This window comes from Pseudomonadota bacterium (assembly GCA_016711215.1).
GTDB lineage: Bacteria > Myxococcota_A > Polyangia.
The window spans coordinates 685,498-710,703 of the sequence record JADJTL010000002.1 but is presented as its reverse complement, the minus strand read 5'-3'; the positions used below and the strand labels follow the sequence as shown (position 1 = coordinate 710,703).

Genomic DNA, 25,206 nt, shown 5'->3' with positions numbered 1-25,206 from the left:
ATGTCCTCCCTCCCTTGGCGGGCCTTGGCCCGCGAGCTGCGAGCGCAGGTCGTCGTGCCGACCGGGCTCGATCGCGCTCCAGTGCTGGTGCTGGGACCGCTGGCGTTGGCGCTCGCCCTGGAGCGCTTGCTGCCCGGTCTGCTCTGGGGCGCGCTGCGCCGCCCGGCGCGGCGTCGGGCGCGGCAGGCTGCGCATATTGCGTGCTTCCGCGTCGCTGGCGCCGCCGCGCTGCCGCTGGCGCCGGGACGCTGCGCCGCGGTCGTGCTCTTTTCGGCCCAGCGCGGCGAGCAGACGGCGGCCCTCGTCGCCGAGGCCCGTCGCGTGCTCCGACCGGGCGGCGCGCTGATCGTCGCGCAGGCGGCGCTGCCCCGCTGGCGCGCCTGGGCGCGGCGACTGCGCCTGCCCGTCGCCGCCGGCCTGACGCCCGAGGACTTTACCGCGCTGCTGCTCAACGCTGCCCTCGAGGACATCGAGCAGCACTGGCCACGGGGCGCCGCGGGACCCCTGCTGACCCGCGGCCGGCGGCGCTCGCACGCGCTCACACCATCCTGGGAGAGCGGCACCAGCGCCGTCGCGCCGGCGTCGCTGCCGCCGCTGACGGTCGGGCCGCTGGCCGGCTAACGCAAGGTGGGCAGGGCGCCGCCCGCGCGGCGACCGATAGGGCGGCGTCCGGATCGAGCGGCGGCCAGTTGCTCACCGAGCATGCTTGCGGCTATCGTCGGCGCATCATCTTCGATCGAAGCGAGTGATTCATGGCCGCGCTGAAGCTTGACGCGTCCGACCAGCCTCCCAGCAGCCTGGACCGCGCGCGGGACCTGGCGCGGCTCGTCGCGGAGCTGTGGTCAGGGGTGACGCCACGGCAAGTCGGCCTCGCCTGGGGTGTGCTCAGTCTCGGGATCATGCTGATCAGCATCGCCTGGGCGCTGACCGATAACAGCCCCCTGCCCCAGCCGCGACCCGGTCCGGCTGACGCCGAGAGCGAGGCCGTCAGCTCCTACCGCTACAAGCTGAGCTACTTCCACGCCCAGCTCGAGGCCGACTGCGTCGAGTACCACCTGCCGAAGACCGACCCGGAAGCGATGCGCGCGGCCTTTCCCGCAGCCGCCGAGCTGAGCAGCGAGGAAGAGCTCGCGGGCCGGCGCGTCCTCTTGACGCCTTCGCTGAAGCTGCAGCTGCAGACGAAACGGCTTTGGGTCGGGGCCGAGGGCCAGGGAATGCGGGCACCGCACCTCGTGCTCAGCATCACCAATCGCACCCCGCACTACCTGGCCTATCGGATCGACACGCGCGTGGCCGGCGCCTGCCAGAACAAGGCGGCGATCGAGCACAATGCCCTGGCGCTCAAGCCTCGGCAGCAGGTGTTTCGCAGCGAGTGCCTGCTGCGCAACGCCAATAGCCTCGTCGTCGAGCGGGTCGAGGTGATGCAGCTCCCGGCCCTCAGCTACTACTACGTCAGCCGCCTCGATCCGCCGCGCCTGCGAATGGCCGAGCGCACGAGCGCGGGGCATACCTTCGCGGAGCTGCAGCCCTGCCGCGTGCTGCCCTGGGATACGCTGCGCAAGACGCTGGAGGATCCCGCGGGCTGGCGCGACGTGGTCGACTTCTACGCGCGACACAACTGCGACGAGTACAGCTTCTTTCCCACCTATCGCTGGGCGGCCGGCGGCGCGCGCGAGCTGCCGTCGCGACCACCCCTGGCGCTTGGCACTCGCGCAGGCGCCAGCGCCAAGCCATGAGCACGCCTGCCGCGCCGCTCGCGCGGGATGCGGGGCCGGCAGCCGCAGCCGCGCGCGGCTGGCCTCCCAGGCTGCGCGCCGTGCTCTTCGACCTCGATGGGGTGTTGATCGACTCGGCCCGCGCCTGGCATCGCGTGGTCGTGCTCGGGGCCCAGCGCTACGGTGGGCACGTCGTCGACTTCGAGACCTTCGCGCGCACCTTCGGCCAGGGACCCGACGCCGATCAACGCGACTACTTTCCTGGGTGTTCGGTGGCGCGCGTGAGCGCGTTTTACGCCGAGACCTTTCCGCAGCAGCTCGCTGAGCTGCGCCTTATGCCGGGCGCGCTGACGCTGTTACAGGCGCTCGGTGAGCGCGGCCTACGCCGCGCCGTCGTCACCAACACGCCGCTGCAGCTCGCGCGTGAGGTCCTCTCGACGCAGGGCCTCGCGCCGCTGCTCGAGGCCACCGCGGCGGCCGGCGAGGCGCCTGAGAAGCCCAGCCCCGCGCTCGTGCAGCTCGCGCTCAGCCGCCTCGGCGTCGCGGCTGCAGAGGCCGTCTACGTCGGCGACTCAGCCAGCGACCGCGGGGCCACGCGCGCCGCCGGCGTCTTCATGCTCGGCCTCCGTCACCCTGCCGACGCCACCATCGACCAGCTCGACGAGCTCCTCGCCTGGCTCTGAGAGGACCTGCCGGGTCGGACGGGAGCAATAGATCGCCGGGCTGTTAGCCCTTCTTGCCGAGACGACTCACCGTGGGAGTGGCGCTGGGACTCGCGCTGGGACTGGGCGTCGCGCCCAACCTGCGCGAGATTTGCAGATCGATCTGGATCTTGACCTGCGCACCGACGACGGCAACGCCCTCCGCGAGCTTGCCGAACTTGAGCCCGAAGGCATGCCGGTCGATTGTCGCCTCCGCACTATAGCCCGCGCGACGCTGGCGCCCATCGCCAAAATCGACGTCGTGAGTGCCGATCAGCGAGCCCTTGAAGACGACGGGCTTGCTGACGTCCCGGATCGTCAGGTCGACCAGCACCTCGAAGTCGGTGCCCTTCCAGTTGATGCGACGAAGCTCGAGCCTCAGCGTTGGATAGGCCGGCGCGTTGAAGAAGTCATCGCTCTTCAGGTGCGCATCCCGCCGCGCGTTGCCCGTGTTGATCGTGGCGGTCTGCGCCGTGGCACGCAGGGCCGTGATCTTGCCGGTGAGCGCCTCCGCCTGCACCTCGGCGGCGAAGGCCTCGAAGTGGCCGCGAACCGTGCTCAGCCCGAGGTGTCGGACAGCGAAGCCCACGGAGGAATGCACGGTATCGAGCTTCCAGACCACCCCCTTGGCGCCCGCCGTGGCCTGCGCCGGAGCGAGGCCGAGCGTCCACAACGCCGCCAGCGCCAGCAGCGCCGGCGCACCCTTCTTGCTTCGCATCGCAGTACTCCTTGCTGCTCGATTAGGCTTGTCGCTTAGGCCCGAGGCATGCGGCCCGAGGCATTAGGCCTCAGGCCCTTCGGCAGGTGCGGTGGTTGGCGCCACGAGCACACCGAGCGCCGTGGCCTCGGCGAGGGCCCGCTCGACGCGGCCCTGATCGACGCCCGCGAGCGCCGCTGCGGCCGGCACGGTCAATTGATCGTGCGCCGCCTTGAACGCCAAGAGCAACGCGGCGTCCGCGACACAGGTCCGATAGCCCTGGGTGATCGGATCACGCAGCACGAAGACCGTCTCGCCTGCGGTCGTGGCGTCGGGCTCTGGGGGAGCAGCCGCCCGCTCGCCGCGCTCCCAGGCGCGCCAGTCGGCGAGAAAGCTGCCGACTGCGTGGCGGAGCTGCAACGCGCGCAAGGTCGGGTTGAGCGCGAGGTGCTGCAGCTCGCCGGGCGCCGGAATGCGCGCGGGGTCGACGTAGGCAGCGAACTCCTCCCACTCGACCAGGGCCAGCTCGGCGTGGAAGGCAGTCAGCGCGCTTGCGCCCGCCGCGAGCTGCGCTTCGATGAAGGCCGGGAGCTGCTCGGCCGCGGCGTTGAGCTCGGCTTCCTGCGCGGGGACCTGAGCAAAGTACGCGGCGCAGAGCGGCTGCCAGCGCGCTTCACCGAGCAAGGCTCGCAGCGTCGGGTAGTTTTTGTCGAGGACGCCTTGCACATGCGCCCGCACGAAGCGCTGGTAAGCGCGCAGGCGCACGAGCGGCGCACCGAGCACCGCGGCGGCCGCTTCAGCGCTAGTCTGGCCGCGCAGCAGCGCGTGCATCGTCTGCATCGAGCGCTGGGCGTCGGGCGGTGGACCGTGCCCGGCCTTGGGAGGCGCGAGCGTCGGCGCGGGGCTCGCATGGGCCGCGCCCGCCGGCGGTTCCGCGAGGATTCGGCTGGCCGTGACGCATAGGCGCTCGCTCTCCGCCAAGAGCAGCGCGAGCGGCGGAACGTCATGGTCCCACTCGACCAGCGTCCAGGTCGGGCCGAGCCGTCGCAGCGTATGCTCGTAGAGCTGCAGCACGGCGGGCACGATCGCCGACCCGTGCGTGTCGACGAGGAACTCGCCGCTCGCGTCATGCCCGGCCATGTGTAGCTGCCAGACGCGGTCCGTGGGCATCGCGTCGATGAACGCGGCGGCGTCATAGCGATGGTTCGTCGCGTTGACGTAGACGTTGTTGACGTCGAGCAGGAGCCCGCAGTCCGCGCGCTCGACGACCTCGGTCAGAAACTCCGCCTCGGTCATCTCAGCGCCGGGCATGCGGAGGTAGTAGGAGGGGTTCTCCAGCATGAAGGGTCGGCCCAAGCGTCGCTGGACCTGCTGGATCCGCTGCACGACCTGGCGCACGGCCTGCTCGGTGAAGGGCAGCGGGATCAGATCGTGATACTCGACGCCGAAGGCCGACGAGTAGCTCAGGTGGTCGGAGAACCAGGGCGGGTCGAGCCAACGCAGCAGGGCGTCGAGATCGTCGAGGTAGCGCTCGCTGAGCGGATCGGGACCACCGATCGAGAGGCCTACACCATGCGGGATGATCGGCAGCCGCCCGCGTAGCGACTCGAGCACCTGGCGCGGCCTGCCGCCGAAGCGAAAGAAATTCTCGCTGACGATCTCGACGAAGTCGACGGCCTGCGTAAGTTGCTCGAGCTGCTCGAAGTGCGGGCGACGAAGCCCGACCCCGAAGGCGCCGACGCCCCGACGCAGGGTCACCGCGTGATCGTGTCGCCGAGGCCTGGAGCCTGCCATCTTCCCTCTCCCCTGGGCGCGGCCCGCCGGCACCAACAGGCCGCACCCAAAGGCCGGCCCAACAGGCCGGCACCAACAGGCCGGCCCAGCAGGCCGTACCTACTTTGGCCGCGCCAACGCATGGCACCCACCGAGGGGCGTGTCAGGGGCAGCGCGCGCTGCCCCTCGGTGATGGCAGGGCTCAAGCGGCAGCCACCCTAGCCGCAGCTGCTTTGGCCGCAGCTCTTTTCGCCGCCCTTTTCGCCGCCCATTTCGCCGCCCTTCTTGTCCTTGCTCGCACCGCAGCTACCCTGCCCGCAGCTCTTCTCGCCGCCCTTGCCGGGGGCGCCCTGCATTCCAGCACCCTTGCCGCAGCTTTGCTCGGCGCCCTTGGCCGCCGCGGCCGGCGTTGACTTGGCCTGGCTTTGGGTCGAGGCGCAGCCACCGAGGCTGAGGCCCAGGCCGCCCAGGCTGAGGCCCATGGCGAGGCTGCCCAGCGAGAGGGTCTTGCGCGCGAGCGTGCTGCGTGGGGCATTGGGTCGCAGTGACATGAGGAAGCTCCTTTTCTTTTCGGGCCGGCGGCGTCTTGCGCTCGCTGCGGCCGCATCGTGTTGCTGACCCTTCACAGTCCAGCGCGGCGGCGAAACGTTACAGCCTCAGCCCGCTGACCGACCGCGGCGGACGTGCACTGCGGCTGGCCCGGTGCTAGCGTTGGCGACCTCAGACCTTCGAGGGGCCCTTCGATGAGGCGCGAGGCGCGAGCTATCGCGGGGGTGGCGAGATGCATGCCGAGGGCGAAGCCGAGGACCCGGGCCTCACGCAGGCCGCGGCTGCGCCCAACCTGTCGCCCGCCGATCAGGCGCTGATCAGCCGGCTGCGGGCGCGCGACGAGGCAGCCTTCGTCGAGCTCCTGGAGCGCTTTCAAGGGCCGCTCTTGCGCCTCGCCTCCGCCTTTGTCGCGAGCCGCGCCGTCGCCGAGGAGGTCGTCCAGGAGACCTGGGTTGCCGTCCTCGACGGACTGGAGCGTTTCGAGGGGCGCTCGAGCCTCAAGACCTGGATCTTTCGCATCCTCAGCAATCGCGCGCGTACGCGCGGCGCGCGCGAGGGGCGCTCGCTCCCCTTCTCTGCCTTCGATGCTGTCGACGAGGAGGGAGAGCCCGCGGTCGACCCGCAGCGCTTCGACGCCAACGGGCATTGGAGCCGAGGACCGCGGCGCTGGGAGGACGAGACGCCCGAGCGGCTGCTGCTGCGCCACGCCGCCCTCGAGCGGCTCGAGCAGGCGCTGAAGGAGCTGCCCCCACAGCAGTGCGCGGTGGTCTCGCTGCGCGACCTCGAGGGCTGTGACAGCGACGAAGTCTGTAGCGTTCTTGGCGTCAGCGAGACTAATCAGCGGGTGCTGCTGCACCGGGCGCGCGCGAAGCTGCGCGGCGCGCTCGAGACCTACTACGACGGATCGAATACCTGATGCTGACTTGCAAGGAGCTGACCGAGGTCATCACCGACTACCTCGAAGGGCGCATGTCCTTCGGGCAGCGCCTGCGTTTCCGCATGCACCTCGCGCTATGCAGGTCGTGCCGCCGCTACTTGCGGCAGATGCGCCTGACGATTCAGGCGCTCCGCCGAACGCTTAGCGAGCTGCCCGCGGAGAGGATGCCAGCCGAGATGCGCGACGAGCTCTGCGCGCGCCTCCGCAGCCTGCGGCCCCGCGAGAGCGACTGAGCGCCGCCGCGGGGCGGCCTGCTACTGGCGGCGGCCGGAGAAGGAGCCGATCCCGACCCAGGAGCCGGCATTGAGGCGGTCGATCGTGCGACCGTCGGCGGCGCGCAGGACGCCGGCAGAGCCCTCGAGCTTCAGCGTCTCATCGATGCGGGCGGCCTGCAGATCGCGCATCAGCTCCTGCTGGACCTCCAACGCCACGTCCTGGATCGCGTCCTCGCAGAGCCCCGAGATGAAGATGCGGGTCAGCGCGCTGACGCCCAGGCCAATGATGTTCTGCAGCCGGACGACGTTCGAGTTGATCCACCGATCGACGACCGTCGCGACGTTGCTGCACTGCACGGACTGCTGGATCACCTGATCGAAGCGAGCGGTACCGAACTGCTCGAGCAGCAGGTTGCCGAGGATCGCGTCGGCGATTGGCAAGGTCAGCTCATGGGGCGCGATGCTGATGCGGTCCGCCTGCTGCAGCGTGATCGTCGTGGTCGCCTCGAGGCGCGGCAGCGTGGTGCCCCCGAAGACGCGCTGTCCGTCGCGCAGGAAGAAGTCGCGCTGCGTCCCAGCGCCGAGATCGGCCGTGAACTTGAAGAACTTATGCGTCGCCGTCAGCTGGCCGCGCGGTGTGCCGTTGTCCTGCGTCAGCTCATCGCGAATCAGCATCGTCGTATGGAGCTGGATGTTGCTGGCGTTCTGCAGCGAGGTCGCGATGCGCCGCAGACTCATGCGGTTGGCGCTGGCGGTGGCGTCGCGTGCCAGCAAGGTCGCCACCTCCGAGCGGTAGGCAGCCAGCAGCTTGCCCATCAGCCCGTTGTTGTCGCGTAGCTGCATGCGCATCAGGAGATAGTCGGCGGGGTCGTTGACCCCGTCAGACATCCGCTCGAGCAGGCCCCCGAGGCCGCGCAGCACGACCGGCTGGAAGTCGAAGAGCGTCGTCAGGACGAGCGCGCTCGGGTCGGGCGGCACGGCGACGAAATCCTCGAGCTCGACCGTGGTCGTCAGCGGCGTCGTGCGATCGATCTGGTCCTGGTTCATCGAGAGCTGGTCGCGACAGCCGCCGGCCACGATCTGCTCGCCGAGCTTGCCAATCGCCACCACCGAGTAGACCACGCTCGGACGCAGTCCGACGAAGTTGAGCGTCGCGGCGTTGGCGTCGAGGGGCACGCCCGGCACGTTCGCGTTCGGGATGTCACCGCTTGGCGCCGGCGGCCGCAGCGGGTCGAAGGCGACACAGGGGAGATTCTCCACGACCATCACCTGCGCCGTCAGCGCCTGTGCGGCGGAGTTGCGCGAGATGACCACCCGCAGGCGGCCGCCGAACTCCTTGGCGACGTAGACGGCGATCGACACCTTCTCGCGCGCATCCTCGGCGTCGCATTCGATGCGAAAGGTGCTGGCGTACTTGGCCTTGATCGTCAGCCGACCGACGCCGCTGGCATCGGTCAGGGTGACGCGGCGATCGAGCAACGCGCCGTTGCTGAAGCCCTTGAGGTCGCAGCGCAGCTTGGCGTTGCCGACGGGCAGGTTGGCGTCGTTCGAGTAGCGGAACATGACCTCTCGAGTCTCGAACTCGAGCATGTTCAGGGTGGTGAAGCCGTAGGGCTCGATCTCGTTGTCGTCGTTGCTGCAGCCAAGCTGCACCGCAACCAGCGACACGAGACCGATCAGGGCCACACTCCCGCGCCAGCCTTTGCCACTTGCTCGCCTGATCATGGCGACCTCCTGAGCCGCCGCGCACGTCGCTTGGTCGTGCCGCGGGGCCATGGGTTGGAGCCGGCTGCGCTCCCCGCGCCTTCGCCGGCCACTGCTCCTCCCTGGATATGCAATCGCTGGTCCAATCGATGAACAAAGCAATCACAGTTAGTTATGTGCTCAAGGCGGCCAACTCACCGACCGTCGGCGCGTGCCGGCCGGATCCCCAGCCGGATCCGCTAAGCTCGCGAGAGTGCGCCTGGTTCACGCCAGAAAGGGGGCTCAGGGCGAGCTGGCGAGCGCGCTAGCCAGGGCGGCGCGAGCTTCCCGCACGCAGGGCGGCCGGGGCACGGGCGGGCCGGGACAAAAAGCCCCGTAGGCGCTATGCTCGTCGCCGCTCGCGCGGCCCACTCGACGCGAGCGCTGGAGGCTCGATGACACGCCCCCTCCGCAACACCGCCGAGCTCGCCGCAGGCGGAGTCAGGGACAACCGGCAGAAGTTCTTCGAGCGCGCGATGTCGCGCCAGGGCTATGCTGGCCACGCGCTGATCGAGGTGTTGCACACGGCGCAAGAGCTCTTCGGACACCTCAGTCCCGAGCTGCTGCGCGAGGTGGCCCTCAAACTCAAGCTGCCACCGAGCCGGGTGCTCGGCGTCGCCACCTTCTACAACTTCTTCTCGCTCGAACCCAAAGCGCAACATACGGCCGTGGTCTGTCTGGGCACCGCCTGCTACGTGGCGGGCGCACCGCAGCTGCTCGAGACCCTCGAGCGCCGCCGCTGTGCCTGCGCTGCGGCGAAGGACGCCGACGACGAGGGGCCAGCGCAGTTCAGCGTCCAATCGGCGCGCTGCATCGGCTCCTGCGGCCTGGCACCGGCCGTGGTGGTCGACGGCCGCATCCTGCCGCGCGTAACCCCCGCCCAGCTCGAGGTGGCGCTCGACGCGATCGGACTTCCAGCATGACGCCCGAGGAGCGCAACGAACGGGGCGCGGCCGAGCTCGAGCGGCAGCAGGGGTTTCGCGAAGGGCTGCACTGCTGCACCGCCGCCGGCTGCCTCTCCTGCGGAGCCGATGGCCTGAAGCGCGCGCTCGTCGCCGAGGTCGAGGCCAGGGGCCTGGCCGAGCAGGTCTCCGTCGAGGGCACCGGTTGCCTCGGCCTCTGTAGCCGCGGGCCGCTGGTTCGCCGCGACTCCGATGGCGCCCTCTTCCACGAGCTCGAGCCGGGCGAGGCCGGCCTGCTGCTGCAGGGGGACGCGGCCGCCGAAGCCGCGCTCGCCGCCAGGAGGATCGATACTGCGAGTCACCCCTTCTTCGCGCATCAGCGGCGCATCGTGCTGGAGAACGCGGGGCGCGTCGATCCCGAGCGCTTGGACACCTACCTCGCGGTGGGCGGCTACGGCGCGCTCGCTCACGCCGTCTCGGAGCGCTCCCCCCAAGAGGTGCTGTTGGAGCTGCGGACCAGCGGCCTGCGCGGGCGCGGCGGCGCCGGCTACCCGACGGGGGTCAAGTGGGAGCTCGTCGCCAAACAGCCCGGAACGACCAAGTACGTCGTCTGCAACGCCGACGAGGGCGACCCCGGGGCCTTCATGGACCGCAGCGTGCTCGAGGGCGATCCCCATCGCGTGCTCGAGGGCATGGCGATCGCGGGCTACGCCGTCGGCGCGAGCCATGGCTTCATCTATGTCCGCGGCGAGTACGCGCTGGCGATTCAGCGCCTCCAGGGCGCCATTCGCCAGGCCGAGCGCGAGGGGCTGCTGGGGCCGCGCGTGCTCGACAGCGCGTTCCGCTTCCGCGTCGACCTACGCATCGGCGCGGGCGCCTTCGTCTGCGGCGAGGAGACGGCGCTGATCGCCTCCATCGAAGGGGGGCGCGGTGAGCCCCGGCCGCGGCCGCCCTATCCGCCGGAGAAGGGCCTCTGGGGCCAGCCGACGCTGATCAACAACGTCGAGACCTTCGCCAACGTCGCGCCGATCCTCCGCGAGGGCGGGGCCTGGTTCGCGGGCATCGGCACGGAGCGGAGCAAGGGCACCAAGGTCTTCGCCGTCGCCGGCAAGACGACGCATACCGGCCTCGTCGAGGTGCCGATGGGCACGCCGCTGCGCACGATCGTCTACGCGATGGCCGGTGGCGTCGCCGACGGGGGCCGCGTCAAGGCGATCCAGACCGGCGGCCCCAGCGGCGGCTTCATCCCGGAGCGGCTGCTCGATCTACCCGTCGACTACGAATCACTGGTCGGCGCGGGCTCGATGATGGGCTCGGGCGGCCTGATCGTGATGGACGAGGCCACGAGCATGCTCGACGTGGCGCGCTACTTCATGGAGTTCTGCCGCGACGAATCGTGCGGCAAATGCGTCCCCTGCCGCGCCGGCACGGTGCAGATGCATGAGCTCCTGGAGCGCTTCTGCGCGGGGACGGCCAACGCGCAAGACCTCGTGCTGCTCAAGGAGCTGGCGACGCTGCTGCGCGAAACGAGCCTCTGCGGCCTGGGGCAGACGGCGCCCAACCCGGTGCTGAGCGTGCTGCGCTACTTTCCCGAGGAACTCGAGCGCGGCCTGCGGCGGGACACGGCGAGCCCGGCGGCCGACGCCGCGACGGAGCGCGCATGAGCGTCAAGACGCTGACCATTGACGGCAAGATGGTGACGGGCGTGGCAGGCACGTCGGTTTTCGGCGCCGCCTGGGAGGCCGGCATCCAGATCCCGCGCCTCTGCCACATCGGCGGCCTCTCCGAGCTCGGCGCCTGTCGCCTCTGTCTGGTCGAGATCGACGAGCGCCCGCGGCTGCAGCCCGCCTGCATGACCGAGGTCGAGGAGGGGATGGTCGTGCGCACCGACAGCGCCCGGCTGCACGCCCATCGCAAGCTGATCGTCGAGCTGCTCTTCGCCGAGGGCAACCACGTCTGCGCGGTCTGCGTCTCCAACGGTCACTGCGAGCTGCAGGACCTGGCGACGAGCCTGGGGATCGACCACGTTCGCGTCAGCTATCAACACCCGCGCCGTCAGGTCGACGCCAGCCACCCGCGCTTCGCGCTCGACCTCAACCGCTGCGTCTTCTGCCGGCGCTGCATGCGCGTCTGCGATGAGGTCGAGGGGGCGCATACCTGGGATGTCGCCGGGCGCGGCGCCAGCTTGCGCCTGATCGCCGATCTGGGCCAGAGCTGGGGTTCCGCTGAGAGCTGCACCAGCTGCGGAAAGTGCGTCCAGGTCTGCCCGACCGGCGCGCTCTTCGCCAAGGGCTCGAGCGTCGGCGAGATGACCAAGAACCGCGCCTTCCTGCAGTACATCGTCACCGCCCGCGCGCAGCACCAATGGATTCGCAAATGAGCGCGCAAACAAGCGCAGCACCGGCGAGCGTGAACCGCGCGGGGAAACCCCGCCTGGCGACGGTCTGGCTCGGCGGCTGTTCTGGCTGCCATATGTCTTTCCTCGATCTCGACGAGCGACTGCTCGCGCTGGCCGAGCGCGTCGAGCTCGGCGCCTCGCCGCTGACCGACTTCAAGGACTTCCCCCCGGCCGACATCACGCTGGTCGAGGGTGCGGTCGCCAACGAGGATAACCTCGAGGTGCTGCTGCGCGTGCGCGCGCGGAGCAAGGTGCTGGTCGCCTTCGGCGACTGCGCCGTCACCGGCAACGTCACGGCGATGCGCAACCTCTTCGCGGTCGAGGACGTGCTCGACTGCGTCTATCGTCAGTCGGCGACGGTGGTCGCCGGTCTACCCCTGGGCGGCGATGGCGTCGTGCCGCGGCTGCTCCCCCGCGTGCGACCGCTGCACGAGCTCGTCAGGGTCGATCACTTTCTGCAGGGCTGTCCGCCCGCCGCCGACCGCATCTTCGACCTGGTGGTGGCGTTGCTCGAGGGACGCACGCCGGAGCTGACGCGGAGGTTCGGTTGAGATGGCACGTCGACTGCTGATCGACCCAGTCTCGCGGATCGAGGGCCACGCCAAGGTCACGATCGAGCTCGACGACGACGGCACGGTGCGCGACGCGCGCTTTCATGTGACCGAGTTCCGCGGCTTCGAGAAGCTCTGCGAGGGGCGACCCTTCGAGGAGATGCCCGGGCTGATGGCGCGCGTCTGCGGTATCTGTCCGGTGAGCCACATCCTCGCCAGCTCCAAGGCCGGCGATCGCCTGCTCGGCGTCGACATCCCGCCAGCGGCGGTGGCCCAGCGTCGTCTGGCGAACTACGCCCAGCTCTTGCAGTCGCATGCGCTGAGCTTCTTCCACCTCTCGGGGCCCGATCTGCTGCTTGGCTTCGACGCCGACCCGGCGACGCGCCACATCTTCGGCCTGGCCGCCGCCGACCCCGAGTTCGCGCGCCGCGGTATTCGGCTGCGTCAGTTCGGGCAGCGCCTGATCGAGCTGCTCGGCGGACGCCGCGTCCATCCGCCCTGGTCGGCCCCTGGCGGCGTCAATCAGGCCTTTCCGCTCGCCGCGCGCGACGAGGCCCGCGCTTGGCTGCCCGAGGCCTATGCGACGCTGGAGCTGGCGCGCGCGCGCTTCCGCCCGCTGCTCGACGGCTTCCGCGAAGAGGTCGAGCACCTCGGCGACTTCCCCTCGCTCTTCCTCGGGATGATCGATGAGGATGGCCAGCTCGAGTACTACGAGGGCGCGCTCCGCCTCGTCGATGGCGAGGGCAACATCGTCGCCGACGGGCTGTCGCCGCAGCGCTACGCGACCTATCTCGGCGAGGCCTCGGAGGCCTATACCTTCATCAAGAACCCGTTCTACAAGCCGCTGGGCTACCCGGGCGGCATGTATCGGGTCGGGCCGCTGGCGCGGCTGAACGTCGCCAGGACCGCCGGGACGCCGCGCGCCGATCGGGAGCTGCGCGAGCTGCGCCATCATGCAGGGGATGCCGCTGGCACCGTCTGCGCCTCCTTCCACTACCACTGGGCGCGGCTGATCGAGATGGTCCACGCCGTCGAGCGCATCGAGGCGCTCTTGGACGACCCCTCCCTGCTGGACACGCACGTGCGCGCCAAGGCGATGCTCAATCACCAGGAGGGCATCGGCGTGAGCGAGGCGCCGCGGGGCACGCTCTTTCATCACTACCGGGTCGACGAGCAGGGACGCATCGTCACGGCCAACCTGCTGATCGCCACGGCGCAGAACAACCTGGCGATGAATCAGGCGGTCAAGCAGAGCGCGCTGCGCTTCGTGCGCGGACAGACCCCGGCCGAGGGGATGTTGAACCGCGTCGAGCATGCCATCCGCTGCTACGACCCCTGCCTCTCCTGCTCGACGCATGCGCTCGGCCAGATGCCGCTGATCCTCGAGCTCCGCGACCAGCAGGGCCAGTTGCTCGAGCGCGTCGCGCGCAACTGAGGCGCGAGCGCATGGCGGCGTCCACCCTCTTGATCGCCGTGGGCAACGTCCTGCGCGGCGACGACGGGGTAGCGGCGGCGGTGCTCGACCAGCTCGGGGCGCGCGCAGACCTGCAGTCGATCGCCGTCCCCGGTCTAACACCCGAGCTCGCCGAGACGATCGCCGCGGCGCGGGTCGTGGTGATCCTCGACGCGGACGTCGCCGCTAGCGACGTGACGCTCGAGCCGCTGCTGGCGACGCCGCTGCGTCGCGGCGAGGGCCACCTGCTCAGCCATGACCTGAGCCCGGCCATCCTCATCGCCCTCGCGCGCCAGCTCTATGGCTTCACCGGCGCGGCTTGGCTCTGTCGCCTGCCGGCGCGGGCGTTCCCCTACGGCGCTGAGCTCTCCGGCTTTGCATGCGCGGCGGTGCGCGAGGGGGCGCTACAGCTCGTGGCGCTGCTCGGGCGGCTCGAACGCGCGGCGACGGAAAGCGCTAGGACAGAAAGCTAGCGTACGAGGTCGGTGCAGCCGAAGAGCAGCTTGAGCTGCGCCACCGAGAGCGCCTTGCAGACCGAGGGGCAGATGCGCACAGCGTTGTTGTCGAGGTACCAACCCGGCGCGTTGGCGCTACAGGCCGAGCCGTCGGCGTGTTGCGGCACCAGGGCCCAACCACCGTCGCCCTCGGCGTTGACCTGGATCTGCGCCGTGTTGATGCCGCGATCACCGTCGAGGGTGGGCAGCGCATAGCGGCAGGGGATGTCGACCAGACCGGCCACGCTGCGCCCCAGCTCGCCGAAGATGCCACTCGGCAGGCCCTCGCCCGCCTGATCCCAGAACGAAGCGCAGATCGAGAACTTCGTGCCGCCGGTCTTGTCGCTGAGCGCGAGGTAGGTCGTGCCTTCTGCCGCCGCGCTCGGGCAGCCGCGTGGATGGCCGAGCGAGCTGCGCTCACCATAGCCAACGATGCTGTGGACGACATAGGTGTTGAACATCGTGCCGCCGCCCAGGGCGCGCAGCTCCTGGTCGAACCAATCGGGCGTCACGCCGTCCGCGTTGGAGTCGCTGACGATCACCAGCACCTTCTTGGCGTTCGGCCGCAAGAAGTAGCTGTACTCGGGGTAGAGCTGGAGGATCTGGCGCAGGGCGTCGTTGCCGACGTAGCGCTGAATGTGACGGTAACGCAGACCGTCCTGGCAGTCTGGCCCGCCGAAAGGCGGAGGCACGCAGAGCTGCTCCCGGCCACCCGACTGCTTGTCGCCCAGCATCACGAGATGCAGGTCCGCGCGCAGCCCGAGCATGTAGGTTGCGAAGTTGTTGATGTTGTGGACGACCTTCGCGATCTCGTCATCCATGCTGGCCGAGCCGTCGACGGCCCAGATCATATCCACCGGCGTGTGGCCGCGATCGCCCTCGAGCTCGCCGCAGCTCGCCCAGGGGGGCTGAAGCGGCATCCCGAGGCCTGCCGTGATCACCCCGCAGCCGGGTCCGCCCGCGCAGTCCGGGTCGGCACAATCGACCGCGGAGTCCAGATCGTTGTCGCGCCCGTCGCCGCAGATCTCCTTGCTGGCGCGGGGAGCGCCCAACTCGGCGATCACGCCCGGACCGCAGGACGTGGCGGCGAGGAGCGTGGCGGCGAGCGCTGCCGCGACCACCAGCCGCTGGCGCAGCGCGGCCGGCGCCGACCCGCCCCGCGCCCGCTGCGAGCGCGGCCCGCGGCCCCCTTCGACGCGCTTCACAGCCGCTCCCCACTGAAGCTGCCGACGCCGGTCCACTCACCGCTGGCGAGCTTCTTGATCGTCTGACCGTCGGGCTCCATCAACACGCCGGCAGTGCCCTGCAGCGTGATCTCGTCGTAGAGGTGCGCCTCGTAGAGCCCCAGGTCGAGCTGGTACTTGAGCTCGGCCACCATCTGCTTGACCTGGGTGTTGCAGAGGTCGGCGATTGCAGCCGAGGTCAGCAGCGTGGCGCCGAGGTCGATCAGCCCGCTGAAGCCGAGCATCCCGACGTAGAAGTTCTTGTTGATGATCTCGGTCACGGCGGTGGCCAGCCGGTCGCAGCGCACCATCGAGCCCAGCGCATCCTCGAGGTTGGCGCTGCCGAGGTTCTCGAGCATCAGCCCACCCACCACCGTGTCGGCGACTGGCAGCGTCATCGTATGCGCGCCGATCGAGATCCGATCGGCCTGGGTATGCTGTAGCGTCGCCACCCGCGGGGTGCGCTGAGCGGGCTCCAGCTCGTAGCTCCTCGACTGGCCCCCGACCTGCGCGCTGAAGCGCAGGAAGGTGTGCAGAATCGACAGATCGCCGGTGATGAAGCCATCGGAGCTGACCGACTCGTCCCGAATCTGCATCTGTGAATGGAGCTGCAGGTTGGCGACCTGACTCAACGCCAGCGCCATCTTGCGCAGCTGATCGCGCCCCGCTCGCTCGGCCGGCGAGCTGAGCAGCATGGCGATCTGCGAGCGGTACATCTGGACCAGCGTGGCCGTCACACCCGTCATCTGCGAAAGGGTCCGCCCGAGCAGCTCGTCGGCCGGATCGTTGTCGCCGTCGGAGAGGCGCGTGTAGAAGCCGGCCACGGCCCTCAACGCCGGCGGCGCCGTGGTCAGCTGCGTGGTGATCGCGAGGGCGTTGCCGCTGATCTCCGGCGTCCAATCGTCGAGTCGGACGACGGCGGTGATCATCACGTTGTTGTCGATCGCCGCCTGGGTCAGCGAGAGACCGTCGACACAGCCCGCGGCCACCGTCTGGCCGTCGCTCTGGCCGAAGCCGACGATACTGTATTGCGTGGCCGGGCGCAGTCCGGCGAACTTGACCTCGACGCCGGCGTTGCTCAGCTCGACGTTTTCGCGCGTCGAGCTCGGCACCAGCGCGCTGGCGGCCGGCGAGCGCAACGGGTCGAAGCCGGCGCACGGATAATTCTCGATCAGCTTGACCGTCGCGACGAGCGAGGAGGCAGCAGCGTTGCGGCTGATCTGGACCTTGAGCTGGCCGCCGTTCTCCTTGGAGATGAACACGGGCACATTGGCCTTGGAGCCGGCGCCGTCGGCGGTGCAGACGATCTTGAAGGTCGTCGCGCTACGTGCGCGCAGCGTGAAGCGCGCCTTGCCCTCGAAATCGGTCACGCCGACGCGGCTCTCGAGCAACGCCCCGTTGCTGAAGCCGACGAGATCGCAGCGGATCTTCGCCGTCTGGATCGCATAGCCACTGGGATCCGTGTAGCGCATCGTGATGTCGCGGGTATCGAACTCGAGGAGGGTGAGTTGGGCGAAGCCGAGCGGCTCCAGCGTGTTGCCCGCGCCGCCGCAGGCGCCGAGCGCGGCCAGCGTCAGCGTGGCAGCCAGCGTGCCCCAGCGTCTGCGTCTGGAGTCCCTGTTGCAGATCCTCATGACATCCTCCTCCACAGCCCAGGGGCCTCCGGTATCCGGCGAACCCAGGATCGCCGCCAACCGTGGATCTCGATCGTCCCCGGGAGGCGGCTCGTAGCGAAGAGAATGCAATCGTCAGGCCACCTGTTTATGCTCGCAAAATCAAGGTCATACGAACGATGAGCGGATCCTGGACGGGGACGTGCAACCCTGAAGCGCTCCCGGGCATGACGAATAAACAGCATAATAGCAATAGCTTAGAAGTGGGGTCGAATGACCTCGCACTGGCCGACCGGTGATCCAACTGGCGCCCCGAGGGTCCAGCCGGCAGGGCAATCGGGAAAGGGGCGCCATCCAGCGGCGACTCGATCCGGGCCCCTTTCTTTGGCCCCGGCCGGACGAGCCCGGTCAGTGACTCGCCGCTGCCTGCTCGGGCCCTCGCCAACTGTGCAGCATGCCATGCCCCTGCGCAGGCGTGAGTGCGGCTAGCTCTGCCTCGTGAATGAATTCGGCCATCACAGGCCCGGGCTTCCGGGATTTCGCGGCCCTGAAGGCCTCGGTGAGACCAAGAAGGCGCGCTAGCACGGAGGGCTCAGCATCGCCCTGACGGGGGGGGCGTCCGTCGACCGTCTGCGCCTGCACCGAAGACGCTCCCGCCATGCCCACGCCCGCGGCCGCAACCCACACCTTGCGGAGGTTGGAGCTGACCCCGTACTGGATGGGCCCCGTTGGGGTTGCGCTTCCGTCAAGGAGCCAATAGGAGACGGTGAAGGCGCCGTTGGGCTCGCGGAAGCAGCCCACCTGCCAGACGACGTGCTCCTCCGTGCGCGCGCCGCCGGCCCTGGAATCAAGCACCGCGTCGCGCACCAAAAACGATCCGCCCTTGGGGTGGGCGAGCAGCGTCGCCGGACGCCAATGGGTGCCGTGCGGCGGAAATCGCCTGGCGAGGAGGTTGGGTTCCGAGTGTCGGCGGGAGGGCGTCTGCTGGGCAATCCCTCGAGGCTCGGCTCGTGAGCAGGTCGTTGCTGGGAGCTCCACAACCTTCGCCTCTGCCACGCCCGCGGCCGCGAGGAGGCCGGCTGCCAGGAGGACGGCCCGGGAGGGCCGGGGCGGCGCGCGCCGGCACCTGCCCAGCGTGCTGCGCGGATTCACCTCGGCTCGTGAAGATCCTACGACCACTGTGCCCATCTCTTGCCTCCCCGGCTGTCGCTAGCCCCCTGTTGGTGTGGTTGCCCTGTCGCGCCCGCGCTGGCTGCACCCTTAGCAACCTTTGCGCAGCAACATCTGAGCCGAGGTTTCGACGGTGGGCGAGTTATTTGCGCTTTTGGGCCATAGCGAGGCAGTGGAGCGTGCCCTCGGGCGGCCCGATTGTCGGAGAGGGCTTCGAAAACGCGAGGTGCTGAAGCGGTGATCTAGTCGGAGGCCACACCGAAGGCGCGCAGCAGCTGCTGGGCGGCGAGCAGGGGCGTCGTCTGCCCGTCGAGGACGGCGCGCTCGAGGGGGCCGAGGTTGGCGCGGACCTCCGGGTGGGCGCGCAGGGCTTCCTGGAGGCCGCGCTCGACCAGACCCCACATCCACGCGAGCTGCTGGCGACGGCGCCGCTCCTGCAGCTCACCCTGCGCCTCGAGGGCCTGGCGGTGCGCCTCGACCTGGGCCCAGAGCTCATCGAGGCCCGTGCCCTGCCTGGCGCTGCAGGTGACGACCGGCGGCCGCCAATGCGCGGAGCGCGGCCGCATCAGCTGGAGCGCGCTCTCGGTCTGCTGGCGCGCGCGGCGCGCGGCCTGCTCGTTTTCACCGTCGGCCTTGGTGATCGCCACCAGGTCAGCGAGCTCGAGCACGCCCCGCTTGATGCCCTGCAGCTCGTCGCCCGCGCCGGCCAGCGCCAACAGCAGGAAGAAGTCGACCATCTCCGCCACCGTCGCCTCGGATTGCCCGACGCCCACGGTCTCGACCAGCACCACATCGAAGCCGGCCGCCTCGCAGACCAGCAGCGCCTCGCGGGTGGCCTGGGCCACGCCGCCCAGCTCGCGGCCGCTCGGTGACGGACGCACGAAGGCGCGTGGGTCGGCGCCGACACGCTCCATCCGCGTCTTATCACCCATGATGCTGCCGCCGCTGAGCTGGCTGGACGGGTCGATGGCCAGCACGGCCAGGCGGTGGCCGCGCTCGAGCAGGCGCGCCCCGAGGGCGTCGATGAAGGTACTCTTGCCGACGCCGGGGACGCCGGTGATGCCGACCCGCAGCGAACCACCGCAGTCGGGCAGCAGCCGCAGCAGCAGCTCTTGCGCCAAGAGACGGTCGCTCGAACGCTGGCTTTCGACGAGGGTGATCGCGCGCCCGAGGACCGCGCGGTCGGCCACACGGACGCCGGCGACGTAGGCGTCGAGGCTCAGGGCGGCTTGCCGTCGAGGTCGCATGCTCGGGTGGGTCGTCGGTTGCAGCTAGCGGTGGCCGCTAGGCCGCGCCGGCGACCTCGGGATCGAGCTGTGTCAGCAGCTCCCGCGCCGCCACGTGGGCCACGGTGCCGGGCCCAAAGATGGCCGCCGCGCCCGCCTGGCGCAGCGCCGCATGGTCCTGCGGCGGGACCACCCCGCCGACGACGATCAAGATGTCGGCGCGACCGAGGCGCGTCAGCTCGCCGCGCAGCGCCGGCACCAGCGTCAAGTGGCCCGCGGCCAGCGAGCTGACACCGACCACGTGCACGTCGTTTTCCACCGCCTGGCGCGCCGCCTCCTCGGGCGTCTGGAACAAGGGCCCGACGTCGACGTCGAAGCCCATATCGGCGAAGGCGGTGGCGATCACCTTCTGGCCGCGGTCGTGGCCGTCCTGGCCCAGCTTGGCCACCAAGAGGCGTGGCCGGCGTCCCTCGCGCGTGGCGAAACCCGCCGCCAGGGCGCGCACGCGGGTCAGCGCCTCGTCCTGCTCGCCGAGCTCTCCGCTGTAGACGCCGCTGATCGCATGGAGCTGCGCCTGATGCCGCCCGTAGACGCGCTCGAGCGCCGCGCTGATCTCGCCGACCGTGGCCTTGGCCCGCGCGGCCTGCACGGCGAGCTCCAGCAGGTTGCCCGTGCCGCCGCTCGCCGCCTGCGTCAGCGCCGCGAGCGCGCCTTCGACCGCTCCGTCGTCGCGATCGGCGCGCAGGCGCTCGAGGCGCGCGACCTGTGCCTTGCGCACCGCCGTGTTGTCGACCTGCAAGATCGACAGCTCTGGCTCCTGCTCGAGGCGCTGCGCGTTGACGCCGACGATCACCTGCCGCCCGCTGTCGATGCGGGCCTGGGCGCGGGCCGCGGCCTCCTCGATGCGCATCTTCGGCAGGCCCGATTCGATCGCGCGCGCCATGCCCCCGAGCTGCTCGATCTCCTGGATGTGGGCCCAGGCGCGCTGCGCCAGCTCATGCGTCAAGCGCTCGACGTAGTAGCTGCCGCCCCAGGGGTCGATGACGCGACAGCTGCCGCTCTCCTGCTGCAGGAAGAGCTGCGTGTTGCGGGCGATGCGCGCGCTGAAGTCGCTCGGCAGGGCCAGCGCCTCGTCGAGCGAGTTGGTGTGCAGCGACTGCGTGTGGCCATGCACGGCGGCCATCGCCTCGATGCAGGTGCGCATCACGTTGTTGTAGGGATCTTGCGCCGTCAGGCTCCAGCCCGAGGTCTGGCAGTGCGTGCGCAGGCAGAGCGACTTGGGGTTCTTTGGCGCGAAGGCCTGCAAGAGGTTGGCCCAGAGCAGGCGCGCGGCGCGCAGCTTCGCCACCTCCATGAAGAAGTTCATCCCGACGCCCCAGAAGAACGAGAGGCGCGGCGCGAAGGCGTCGACGGCGAGACCGCTGCGCACGCCGGTGCGCACGTACTCCAGCCCATCAGCGAGCGTGTAGCCCAGCTCGATGTCGGCCGTCGCCCCGGCCTCCTGCATGTGATAGCCGGAGATGCTGATGCTGTTGAAGCGCGGCATCTCGCGCGCGGTGTAGCCGAAGATGTCGCCGATGATGCGCATCGAGGGCTCCGGCGGGTAGATATAGGTATTGCGAACCATGAACTCCTTGAGGATGTCGTTCTGAATCGTGCCGCTGAGCTGCGCGGGCTTCACGCCCTGCTCCTCGGCGGCGACGATGTAGAGCGCGAGCACGGGCAGCACGGCGCCGTTCATCGTCATCGACACGCTCATGCGGTCGAGCGGAATGTCGGCGAAGAGAATCCGCATGTCGTAGATCGAGTCGATCGCGACCCCGGCCATGCCGACGTCGCCGAGGACCCGCGGATGGTCGCTGTCATAGCCGCGGTGGGTCGCCAGATCGAAGGCGATCGAGAGGCCCATCTGGCCGGCCGCGAGCCCGCGCCGATAGAAGGCGTTGCTCTCTTCCGCGGTGGAGAAGCCGGCGTACTGCCGAATCGTCCACGGCCGCTGCACGTACATCGTCGCGTAGGGGCCGCGGACGAAGGGGGGCAGGCCCGGCATCGTCCCGAGGTGGCTCAGCCCGTCGAGGTCGGCCGCGCTGTAGACGGGGGCCAGCGCGATCTGCTCGGGCGTGGTCCGGCGCTGCGCGGCGAGCGGCTGGCCAGCAGCCGCGACGGCGAGACGCTCCCAATCCTCGCGTCCGGAGCCGGCGGCAGGGGCGCTGGTCCCGTCCCATAGTGGCACGTTGCGGTAGTCGGGAAGAGGGCTCATAGCGGAACTCCAAGCTGCTTGAGCAACGCGGTGAGCGCGTGCTCCGCGTCACCGCCAAGGGCGATGAAGTGGTCGATGCCCGCGGCGCGATAGGCCGGCTCGCGCTCGCCGGGCCGACCGGCCAAGATCACGAAGCGCGCGCCGCGCTCGCGCAGCGACCGCGCCAGCGGCTCGGCAAACTCGGCATAGGCCTCGTCCGTCGAGCAGATCGCGGCGCCCTCCGCTCCGCTGGCAGCGAAGGCGGCCACGGCGTCGTCGACCTGGGCGAAGCCGTCGTTGCCGAGCGGCTCGAAGCCACCCGCCTGCAGCAGGTTCGCCGCGAACTCGGCCCGGGCGCGATGCTGAGGAATCGGGCCCAGGTTGGCGAGAAAGACGCGCGGCAGCCGGCCGTGGATCGCCGCGTAGGCCTCGCTGGCGTCGCGCAGCCGCTCGAAGGGCGCCGCGTCACGACCCGGCGCCAGCGGCTCGGGCAGAGCCGGCCGCGCGCCGGCGCCCGCCTGGAGCAACGCGGCGAGCTGGCCCAGCGTGGCCGAGGCCGCCGCGCCTTCGATCGCGGCCGCCATCAGCGCGCCGGGCTCGGCGGGAGCGTCGGCGGCGAGCCGCGCCACGAGCCCGGCCACGGCGGCGGACTGCGGGTGCGCCGCGCGGTGCGCGCTCAGCGCCGCAGCCGCCCCGGCCCGCAGGGTCGCGGCCGCTGGTGCGGGACGCACGACGGCCTGCTCGTGAACGTCGGCGAACTCACTCACGCCGGTCAGCGGCTGGCGGCGCTTGACGATCGCCTCGTGGCGGCGGCGCGAGGCCTCGCCGATCCAGCGCCCGACGGCGCCGCTCAGCAGCGCGCGCGCCAGGCCACCCTCCGCCTCGACCTGCTGGAACACGCCCCAAGCCGCCTCGGCCAGGCCGCGCGTCGCCGCCTCGACGTACCAGCTTCCGCCCGCGGGATCGAGCACGCGACCCAGATCAGCCTCGTCGCGCAGGATCGTCTGGGTGTTGCGGGCGAGGCGCCGCGCGGCGTCGTCGCTCGGCCCCAGGGCCTCGTCGAAGGGAAGCGTGGTGAGCGCATCGGCCCCGGCAGCGGCGGCGGCGAAGCCCTCGACCGTCGTGCGCAGGAGGTTGACCCAGGGGTCGCGGGCCGTCTTGGTGCGCCAGGCCGTGCTGGCGTGGACGCGCATGCGCTGCGCAGCGGCCCCTCCGCCGGCGGCGGCGACGAGTCGGGCCCAGGTCAAGCGGGCGGCGCGCAGCTTGGCCAGCTCGAGAAACACGTCGCGGCCGACAGCCAGGCGGAAGGTGAGCTGGAGCGCGGCCGGATCGAGCGGCAGGCCCGCGTCGGTGAGCCGGCGGAGGTAGGCCGCGCCCGTCGCCAAGGCGAGGCCGAGCTCCTGCGCTGCCGTGGCGCCCGCCTCGTGATAGGCGAGCGTCGACACGGTCACCGCGCGCCATTGTGGTGCGTGCGCTGTGGTCCAGCCGGCCAGGTCGGCGAGCTGCTGCAGCAAGCGCTCGATCGCGCAGGGCAGACGACCCTCCGCCGCCAAGAGACCGAGCGGGTCGGCCCCACAGCTACCGTGCAAGACCGTCGGCGCCAGGCCGCGGCGGCGGGCCAGGGCGACCAGCGCCGCGGCGGCCGCCAGCGCGCTGCTGCCGGCGTCGAGATCGATCGCCACCCGCGCCAGATCGACGCCCGCGAGCAGCGCATCGAGCGCATCGACGTGAGCGGCGACGACGCCGTCGACCGGCGTCGCTGGGCTCGCCGAGTACGCGGCCGCATCCGGATCAGCGCCTAGGCGCAACGAGCGGTCAAAGGTGATCCACAACGAGTGCGCACCGTGGCCCAGCTCGTCGGCGACCGTGCGCGCGGCTAGCGCGGGATCGGCGGTGGCGATGCGGACCCGCACATCCCAGCCACCCGGCGTGGGCAGGGGCGCGCCGCCGCGCGCGAAGGGTGGTAGACCCGGCCAGCCGGCGGAAGTGCTGCTGGGGGTGTGCTCGGTGCTCTGCTCGGCGCTCTGCTCGGCGCTCTGATTGGCGCCCTGATTAGGGGTGTAGAGCGGCTCGATGCGCAGACCGTCCTCGGTGGTGCTCACCAGGCGCTTGTCGAAGGAGACGCCCTTGAGGTCCTTTTCGACCATGGCACGCCAGTTGCTCAGGGCGGTGCCGGCGCTCGACGCGGCGGTGCCGGCGCTCGACGCGGCGGTGCCGGCGCCCACCGCCGGCTGATCGGCGGGGAAACGCAGGGGTTGCTCTTGCGGTGACGTGGACATGCTTGCTTCCTCTCGGCGATGGCGGCCGGATACTAATCGCAGAGGCCCGCCGAGTCGATGCCGCGAACACGAGGAGCGCGGCGGGCGCGGGTTTGGCGGGTGGAGACGCAACCTCCTTGGCGCGCCGGCCGAAAAGGCCGCCATCGCCGAGCCCGCGAGGCCATCTTGGGCGAATGGCGGGGGAGGCCCGGACGCTGAATACCGGGGCCCGGACCTTACCGGAAGGAGCATTAGCCATGACCGACTCTGCTTTCTCGATCCCGAAGCGCCGGCTCTCGGCGCTGCTTGGGCCAGCCCTGCTCGCCTGCGCGCTCGCCGCCTGCACCTCCGACACTGCCGACTACTGCGACGAGGCGACCCCTTGTGCCGCCGGTTATCGCTGTAACCTGGGGATGCTGACCTGTGTGGCCCTGCCGCGCTCCGCTCAGCAGCCCGGAGGTGCGCTCGGCACGACCGACGCAAAGGTCGGGGCAGCGGGCCGCGACGGCGGCGCCGACGCCTTCAGCGACGCGGGGGCCTTGCTGCGGCACGATAGCGACGGCGACGGCGATCCCGACCTGACGGACTGCGCCCCGAGCAACAATGCCGTGGCCCATGGCAAGCCAGAGCGCTGCAACCAGGGCGTCGATGACGACTGTGACGGCGAGGCCGACGGCGAGGGCAGCCAGGGCTGCGTCGCCTACTACGCCGATCGCGATGGCGATGGCTTCGGAGCCGCCGGCGACAGCCGTTGCTTATGTGCTCCAACCGCACCCTACCAGGCCGAAAACGATCGCGACTGCGACGACGACGACAACGCCATCAAGCCCGGCGCGCGGGAGCGCTGCAACGGGAAGGACGACGATTGCGATCAGCTCAGCGACGAGGCCGACGCCGCCCTCCCACCGATCGGCTGCACAGTGTTTTATCCCGATGCCGACCACGACGGGTTCGGCGCCACGACCGGAGGCGAGTGCCTCTGTGCCGCCACCGAGGCCCTGCCGGCGACCAATCACGAGGATTGCTACGACGGCAACGCCGACGCCAAACCGGGGCAGACCGCGTTCTTCGAGCACCAGCGGGGCGACAAGTCCTTCGACTATGACTGCGATGGCAAGGCCACCGGGCGCTATCTCGGGCTGCACTCCGGCTGCGCTTTGAGGCGATTTCCCGATGACATCTTCGCCTGTTTTCCCAGCCTTAACGCCTCGAGCGGAACCTGGGTGGAGACCGAGCCGGTGTGCGGGATGGCAGGTGCGGCCGCAACGGGGTGCGTATCCACCGGCACCTCAACGCAGGGGTCCTGCAAAGCTGCCACGCAGGCGCGGGTTCAGAGCTGCCGCTAAGGG

At 70.3% G+C, this 25,206-nt stretch carries 21 protein-coding genes; 12 read left to right on the top strand and 9 right to left on the bottom strand.

The window, feature by feature from the left end; translation table 11 throughout:
• From IPL40_07915 to IPL40_07905, 3 genes are all read left to right on the top strand, one after another.
• Positions 1 to 621 (top strand): methyltransferase domain-containing protein, encoded by a 621-nt coding sequence (locus IPL40_07915; GenBank protein ID MBK8481090.1) that lies wholly within the window; start codon positions 1 to 3, stop codon positions 619 to 621.
• A gap of 131 nt (positions 622 to 752) precedes the next feature.
• Positions 753 to 1,736 carry a hypothetical protein gene (locus IPL40_07910; GenBank protein ID MBK8481089.1) on the top strand — a complete coding sequence of 328 codons (984 nt, stop codon included), beginning with the start codon at positions 753 to 755 and terminating at the stop codon, positions 1,734 to 1,736.
• The gene (locus IPL40_07905) at positions 1,733 to 2,398 is read left to right on the top strand and encodes an HAD family hydrolase (protein ID MBK8481088.1); all 666 of its coding nucleotides are present in this window, start codon (positions 1,733 to 1,735) and stop codon (positions 2,396 to 2,398) included. The genes IPL40_07910 and IPL40_07905 overlap by 4 nt, the downstream gene beginning before the upstream one ends.
• A 43-nt stretch (positions 2,399 to 2,441) precedes the next feature.
• Here IPL40_07905 and IPL40_07900 read toward each other — a convergent pair whose 3' ends face one another.
• From IPL40_07900 to IPL40_07890, 3 genes are all read right to left on the bottom strand, one after another.
• On the bottom strand, positions 2,442 to 3,134 hold the full coding sequence (locus IPL40_07900) for a YceI family protein (protein ID MBK8481087.1): 693 nt from the start codon (positions 3,132 to 3,134) through the stop codon (positions 2,442 to 2,444).
• A 63-nt stretch (positions 3,135 to 3,197) separates the two neighbouring features.
• Entirely contained in the window at positions 3,198 to 4,907 is a 1,710-nt protein-coding gene (locus IPL40_07895; GenBank protein MBK8481086.1) for a DUF692 family protein, read from the bottom strand.
• Positions 4,908 to 5,104: 197 nt separating this feature from the next.
• Complete coding sequence (locus IPL40_07890; protein MBK8481085.1) at positions 5,105 to 5,437, bottom strand: hypothetical protein; 333 nt, start codon at positions 5,435 to 5,437, stop codon at positions 5,105 to 5,107.
• A gap of 230 nt (positions 5,438 to 5,667) precedes the next feature.
• Between IPL40_07890 and IPL40_07885 the strand changes: the two genes are divergently transcribed.
• Together IPL40_07885 and IPL40_07880 are read left to right on the top strand one after the other, a co-directional pair.
• Positions 5,668 to 6,351, top strand: coding sequence for a sigma-70 family RNA polymerase sigma factor (locus tag IPL40_07885; protein MBK8481084.1), 684 nt, complete (start codon positions 5,668 to 5,670; stop codon positions 6,349 to 6,351).
• The gene (locus IPL40_07880; GenBank protein ID MBK8481083.1) at positions 6,351 to 6,605 is read left to right on the top strand and encodes a zf-HC2 domain-containing protein; all 255 of its coding nucleotides are present in this window, start codon (positions 6,351 to 6,353) and stop codon (positions 6,603 to 6,605) included. Before IPL40_07885 ends, IPL40_07880 begins: the two co-directional genes overlap by 1 nt.
• Before the next feature lie 21 nt (positions 6,606 to 6,626).
• Here IPL40_07880 and IPL40_07875 read toward each other — a convergent pair whose 3' ends face one another.
• A complete protein-coding gene (locus IPL40_07875; protein MBK8481082.1) occupies positions 6,627 to 8,312 on the bottom strand; it encodes a hypothetical protein in 1,686 nt (561 codons plus the stop codon).
• Positions 8,313 to 8,725: 413 nt separating this feature from the next.
• Between IPL40_07875 and IPL40_07870 the strand changes: the two genes are divergently transcribed.
• From IPL40_07870 to IPL40_07845, 6 genes are read left to right on the top strand one after another with little or no spacing between them, the layout of a single operon-like run.
• Positions 8,726 to 9,253 (top strand): NAD(P)H-dependent oxidoreductase subunit E, encoded by a 528-nt coding sequence (locus IPL40_07870; protein MBK8481081.1) that lies wholly within the window; start codon positions 8,726 to 8,728, stop codon positions 9,251 to 9,253.
• Positions 9,250 to 10,896 carry an NADH-quinone oxidoreductase subunit L gene (locus IPL40_07865; GenBank protein MBK8481080.1) on the top strand — a complete coding sequence of 549 codons (1,647 nt, stop codon included), beginning with the start codon at positions 9,250 to 9,252 and terminating at the stop codon, positions 10,894 to 10,896. The genes IPL40_07870 and IPL40_07865 overlap by 4 nt, the downstream gene beginning before the upstream one ends.
• On the top strand, positions 10,893 to 11,612 hold the full coding sequence (gene hoxU, locus IPL40_07860) for a bidirectional hydrogenase complex protein HoxU (protein MBK8481079.1): 720 nt from the start codon (positions 10,893 to 10,895) through the stop codon (positions 11,610 to 11,612). Before IPL40_07865 ends, hoxU begins: the two co-directional genes overlap by 4 nt.
• Entirely contained in the window at positions 11,609 to 12,181 is a 573-nt protein-coding gene (locus IPL40_07855) for an NADP oxidoreductase (GenBank protein MBK8481078.1), read from the top strand. The genes hoxU and IPL40_07855 overlap by 4 nt, the downstream gene beginning before the upstream one ends.
• Position 12,182: 1 nt before the next feature.
• The gene (locus IPL40_07850; protein MBK8481077.1) at positions 12,183 to 13,616 is read left to right on the top strand and encodes a Ni/Fe hydrogenase subunit alpha; all 1,434 of its coding nucleotides are present in this window, start codon (positions 12,183 to 12,185) and stop codon (positions 13,614 to 13,616) included.
• An 11-nt stretch (positions 13,617 to 13,627) separates the two neighbouring features.
• Complete coding sequence (locus tag IPL40_07845; GenBank protein ID MBK8481076.1) at positions 13,628 to 14,107, top strand: hypothetical protein; 480 nt, start codon at positions 13,628 to 13,630, stop codon at positions 14,105 to 14,107.
• Here IPL40_07845 and IPL40_07840 read toward each other — a convergent pair.
• The 5 genes from IPL40_07840 to IPL40_07820 all read right to left on the bottom strand — a co-directional run bounded on the left by IPL40_07840 (position 14,104) and on the right by IPL40_07820 (position 23,878).
• Positions 14,104 to 15,333 (bottom strand): VWA domain-containing protein, encoded by a 1,230-nt coding sequence (locus IPL40_07840; GenBank protein ID MBK8481075.1) that lies wholly within the window; start codon positions 15,331 to 15,333, stop codon positions 14,104 to 14,106. The genes IPL40_07845 and IPL40_07840 overlap by 4 nt on opposite strands.
• On the bottom strand, positions 15,330 to 16,985 hold the full coding sequence (locus IPL40_07835; GenBank protein ID MBK8481074.1) for a hypothetical protein: 1,656 nt from the start codon (positions 16,983 to 16,985) through the stop codon (positions 15,330 to 15,332). Before IPL40_07835 ends, IPL40_07840 begins: the two co-directional genes overlap by 4 nt.
• A 1,391-nt stretch (positions 16,986 to 18,376) precedes the next feature.
• Entirely contained in the window at positions 18,377 to 19,381 is a 1,005-nt protein-coding gene (gene meaB / locus IPL40_07830; GenBank protein MBK8481073.1) for a methylmalonyl Co-A mutase-associated GTPase MeaB, read from the bottom strand.
• Between the two features lie 37 nt (positions 19,382 to 19,418).
• Positions 19,419 to 21,620, bottom strand: coding sequence for a methylmalonyl-CoA mutase (scpA, locus tag IPL40_07825; protein MBK8481072.1), 2,202 nt, complete (start codon positions 21,618 to 21,620; stop codon positions 19,419 to 19,421).
• A complete protein-coding gene (locus tag IPL40_07820; GenBank protein ID MBK8481071.1) occupies positions 21,617 to 23,878 on the bottom strand; it encodes a methylmalonyl-CoA mutase in 2,262 nt (753 codons plus the stop codon). The genes scpA and IPL40_07820 overlap by 4 nt, the downstream gene beginning before the upstream one ends.
• A 173-nt stretch (positions 23,879 to 24,051) precedes the next feature.
• Between IPL40_07820 and IPL40_07815 the strand changes: the two genes are divergently transcribed.
• Positions 24,052 to 25,203, top strand: coding sequence for a hypothetical protein (locus IPL40_07815; GenBank protein MBK8481070.1), 1,152 nt, complete (start codon positions 24,052 to 24,054; stop codon positions 25,201 to 25,203).
• Positions 25,204 to 25,206: the final 3 nt, after the last annotated feature.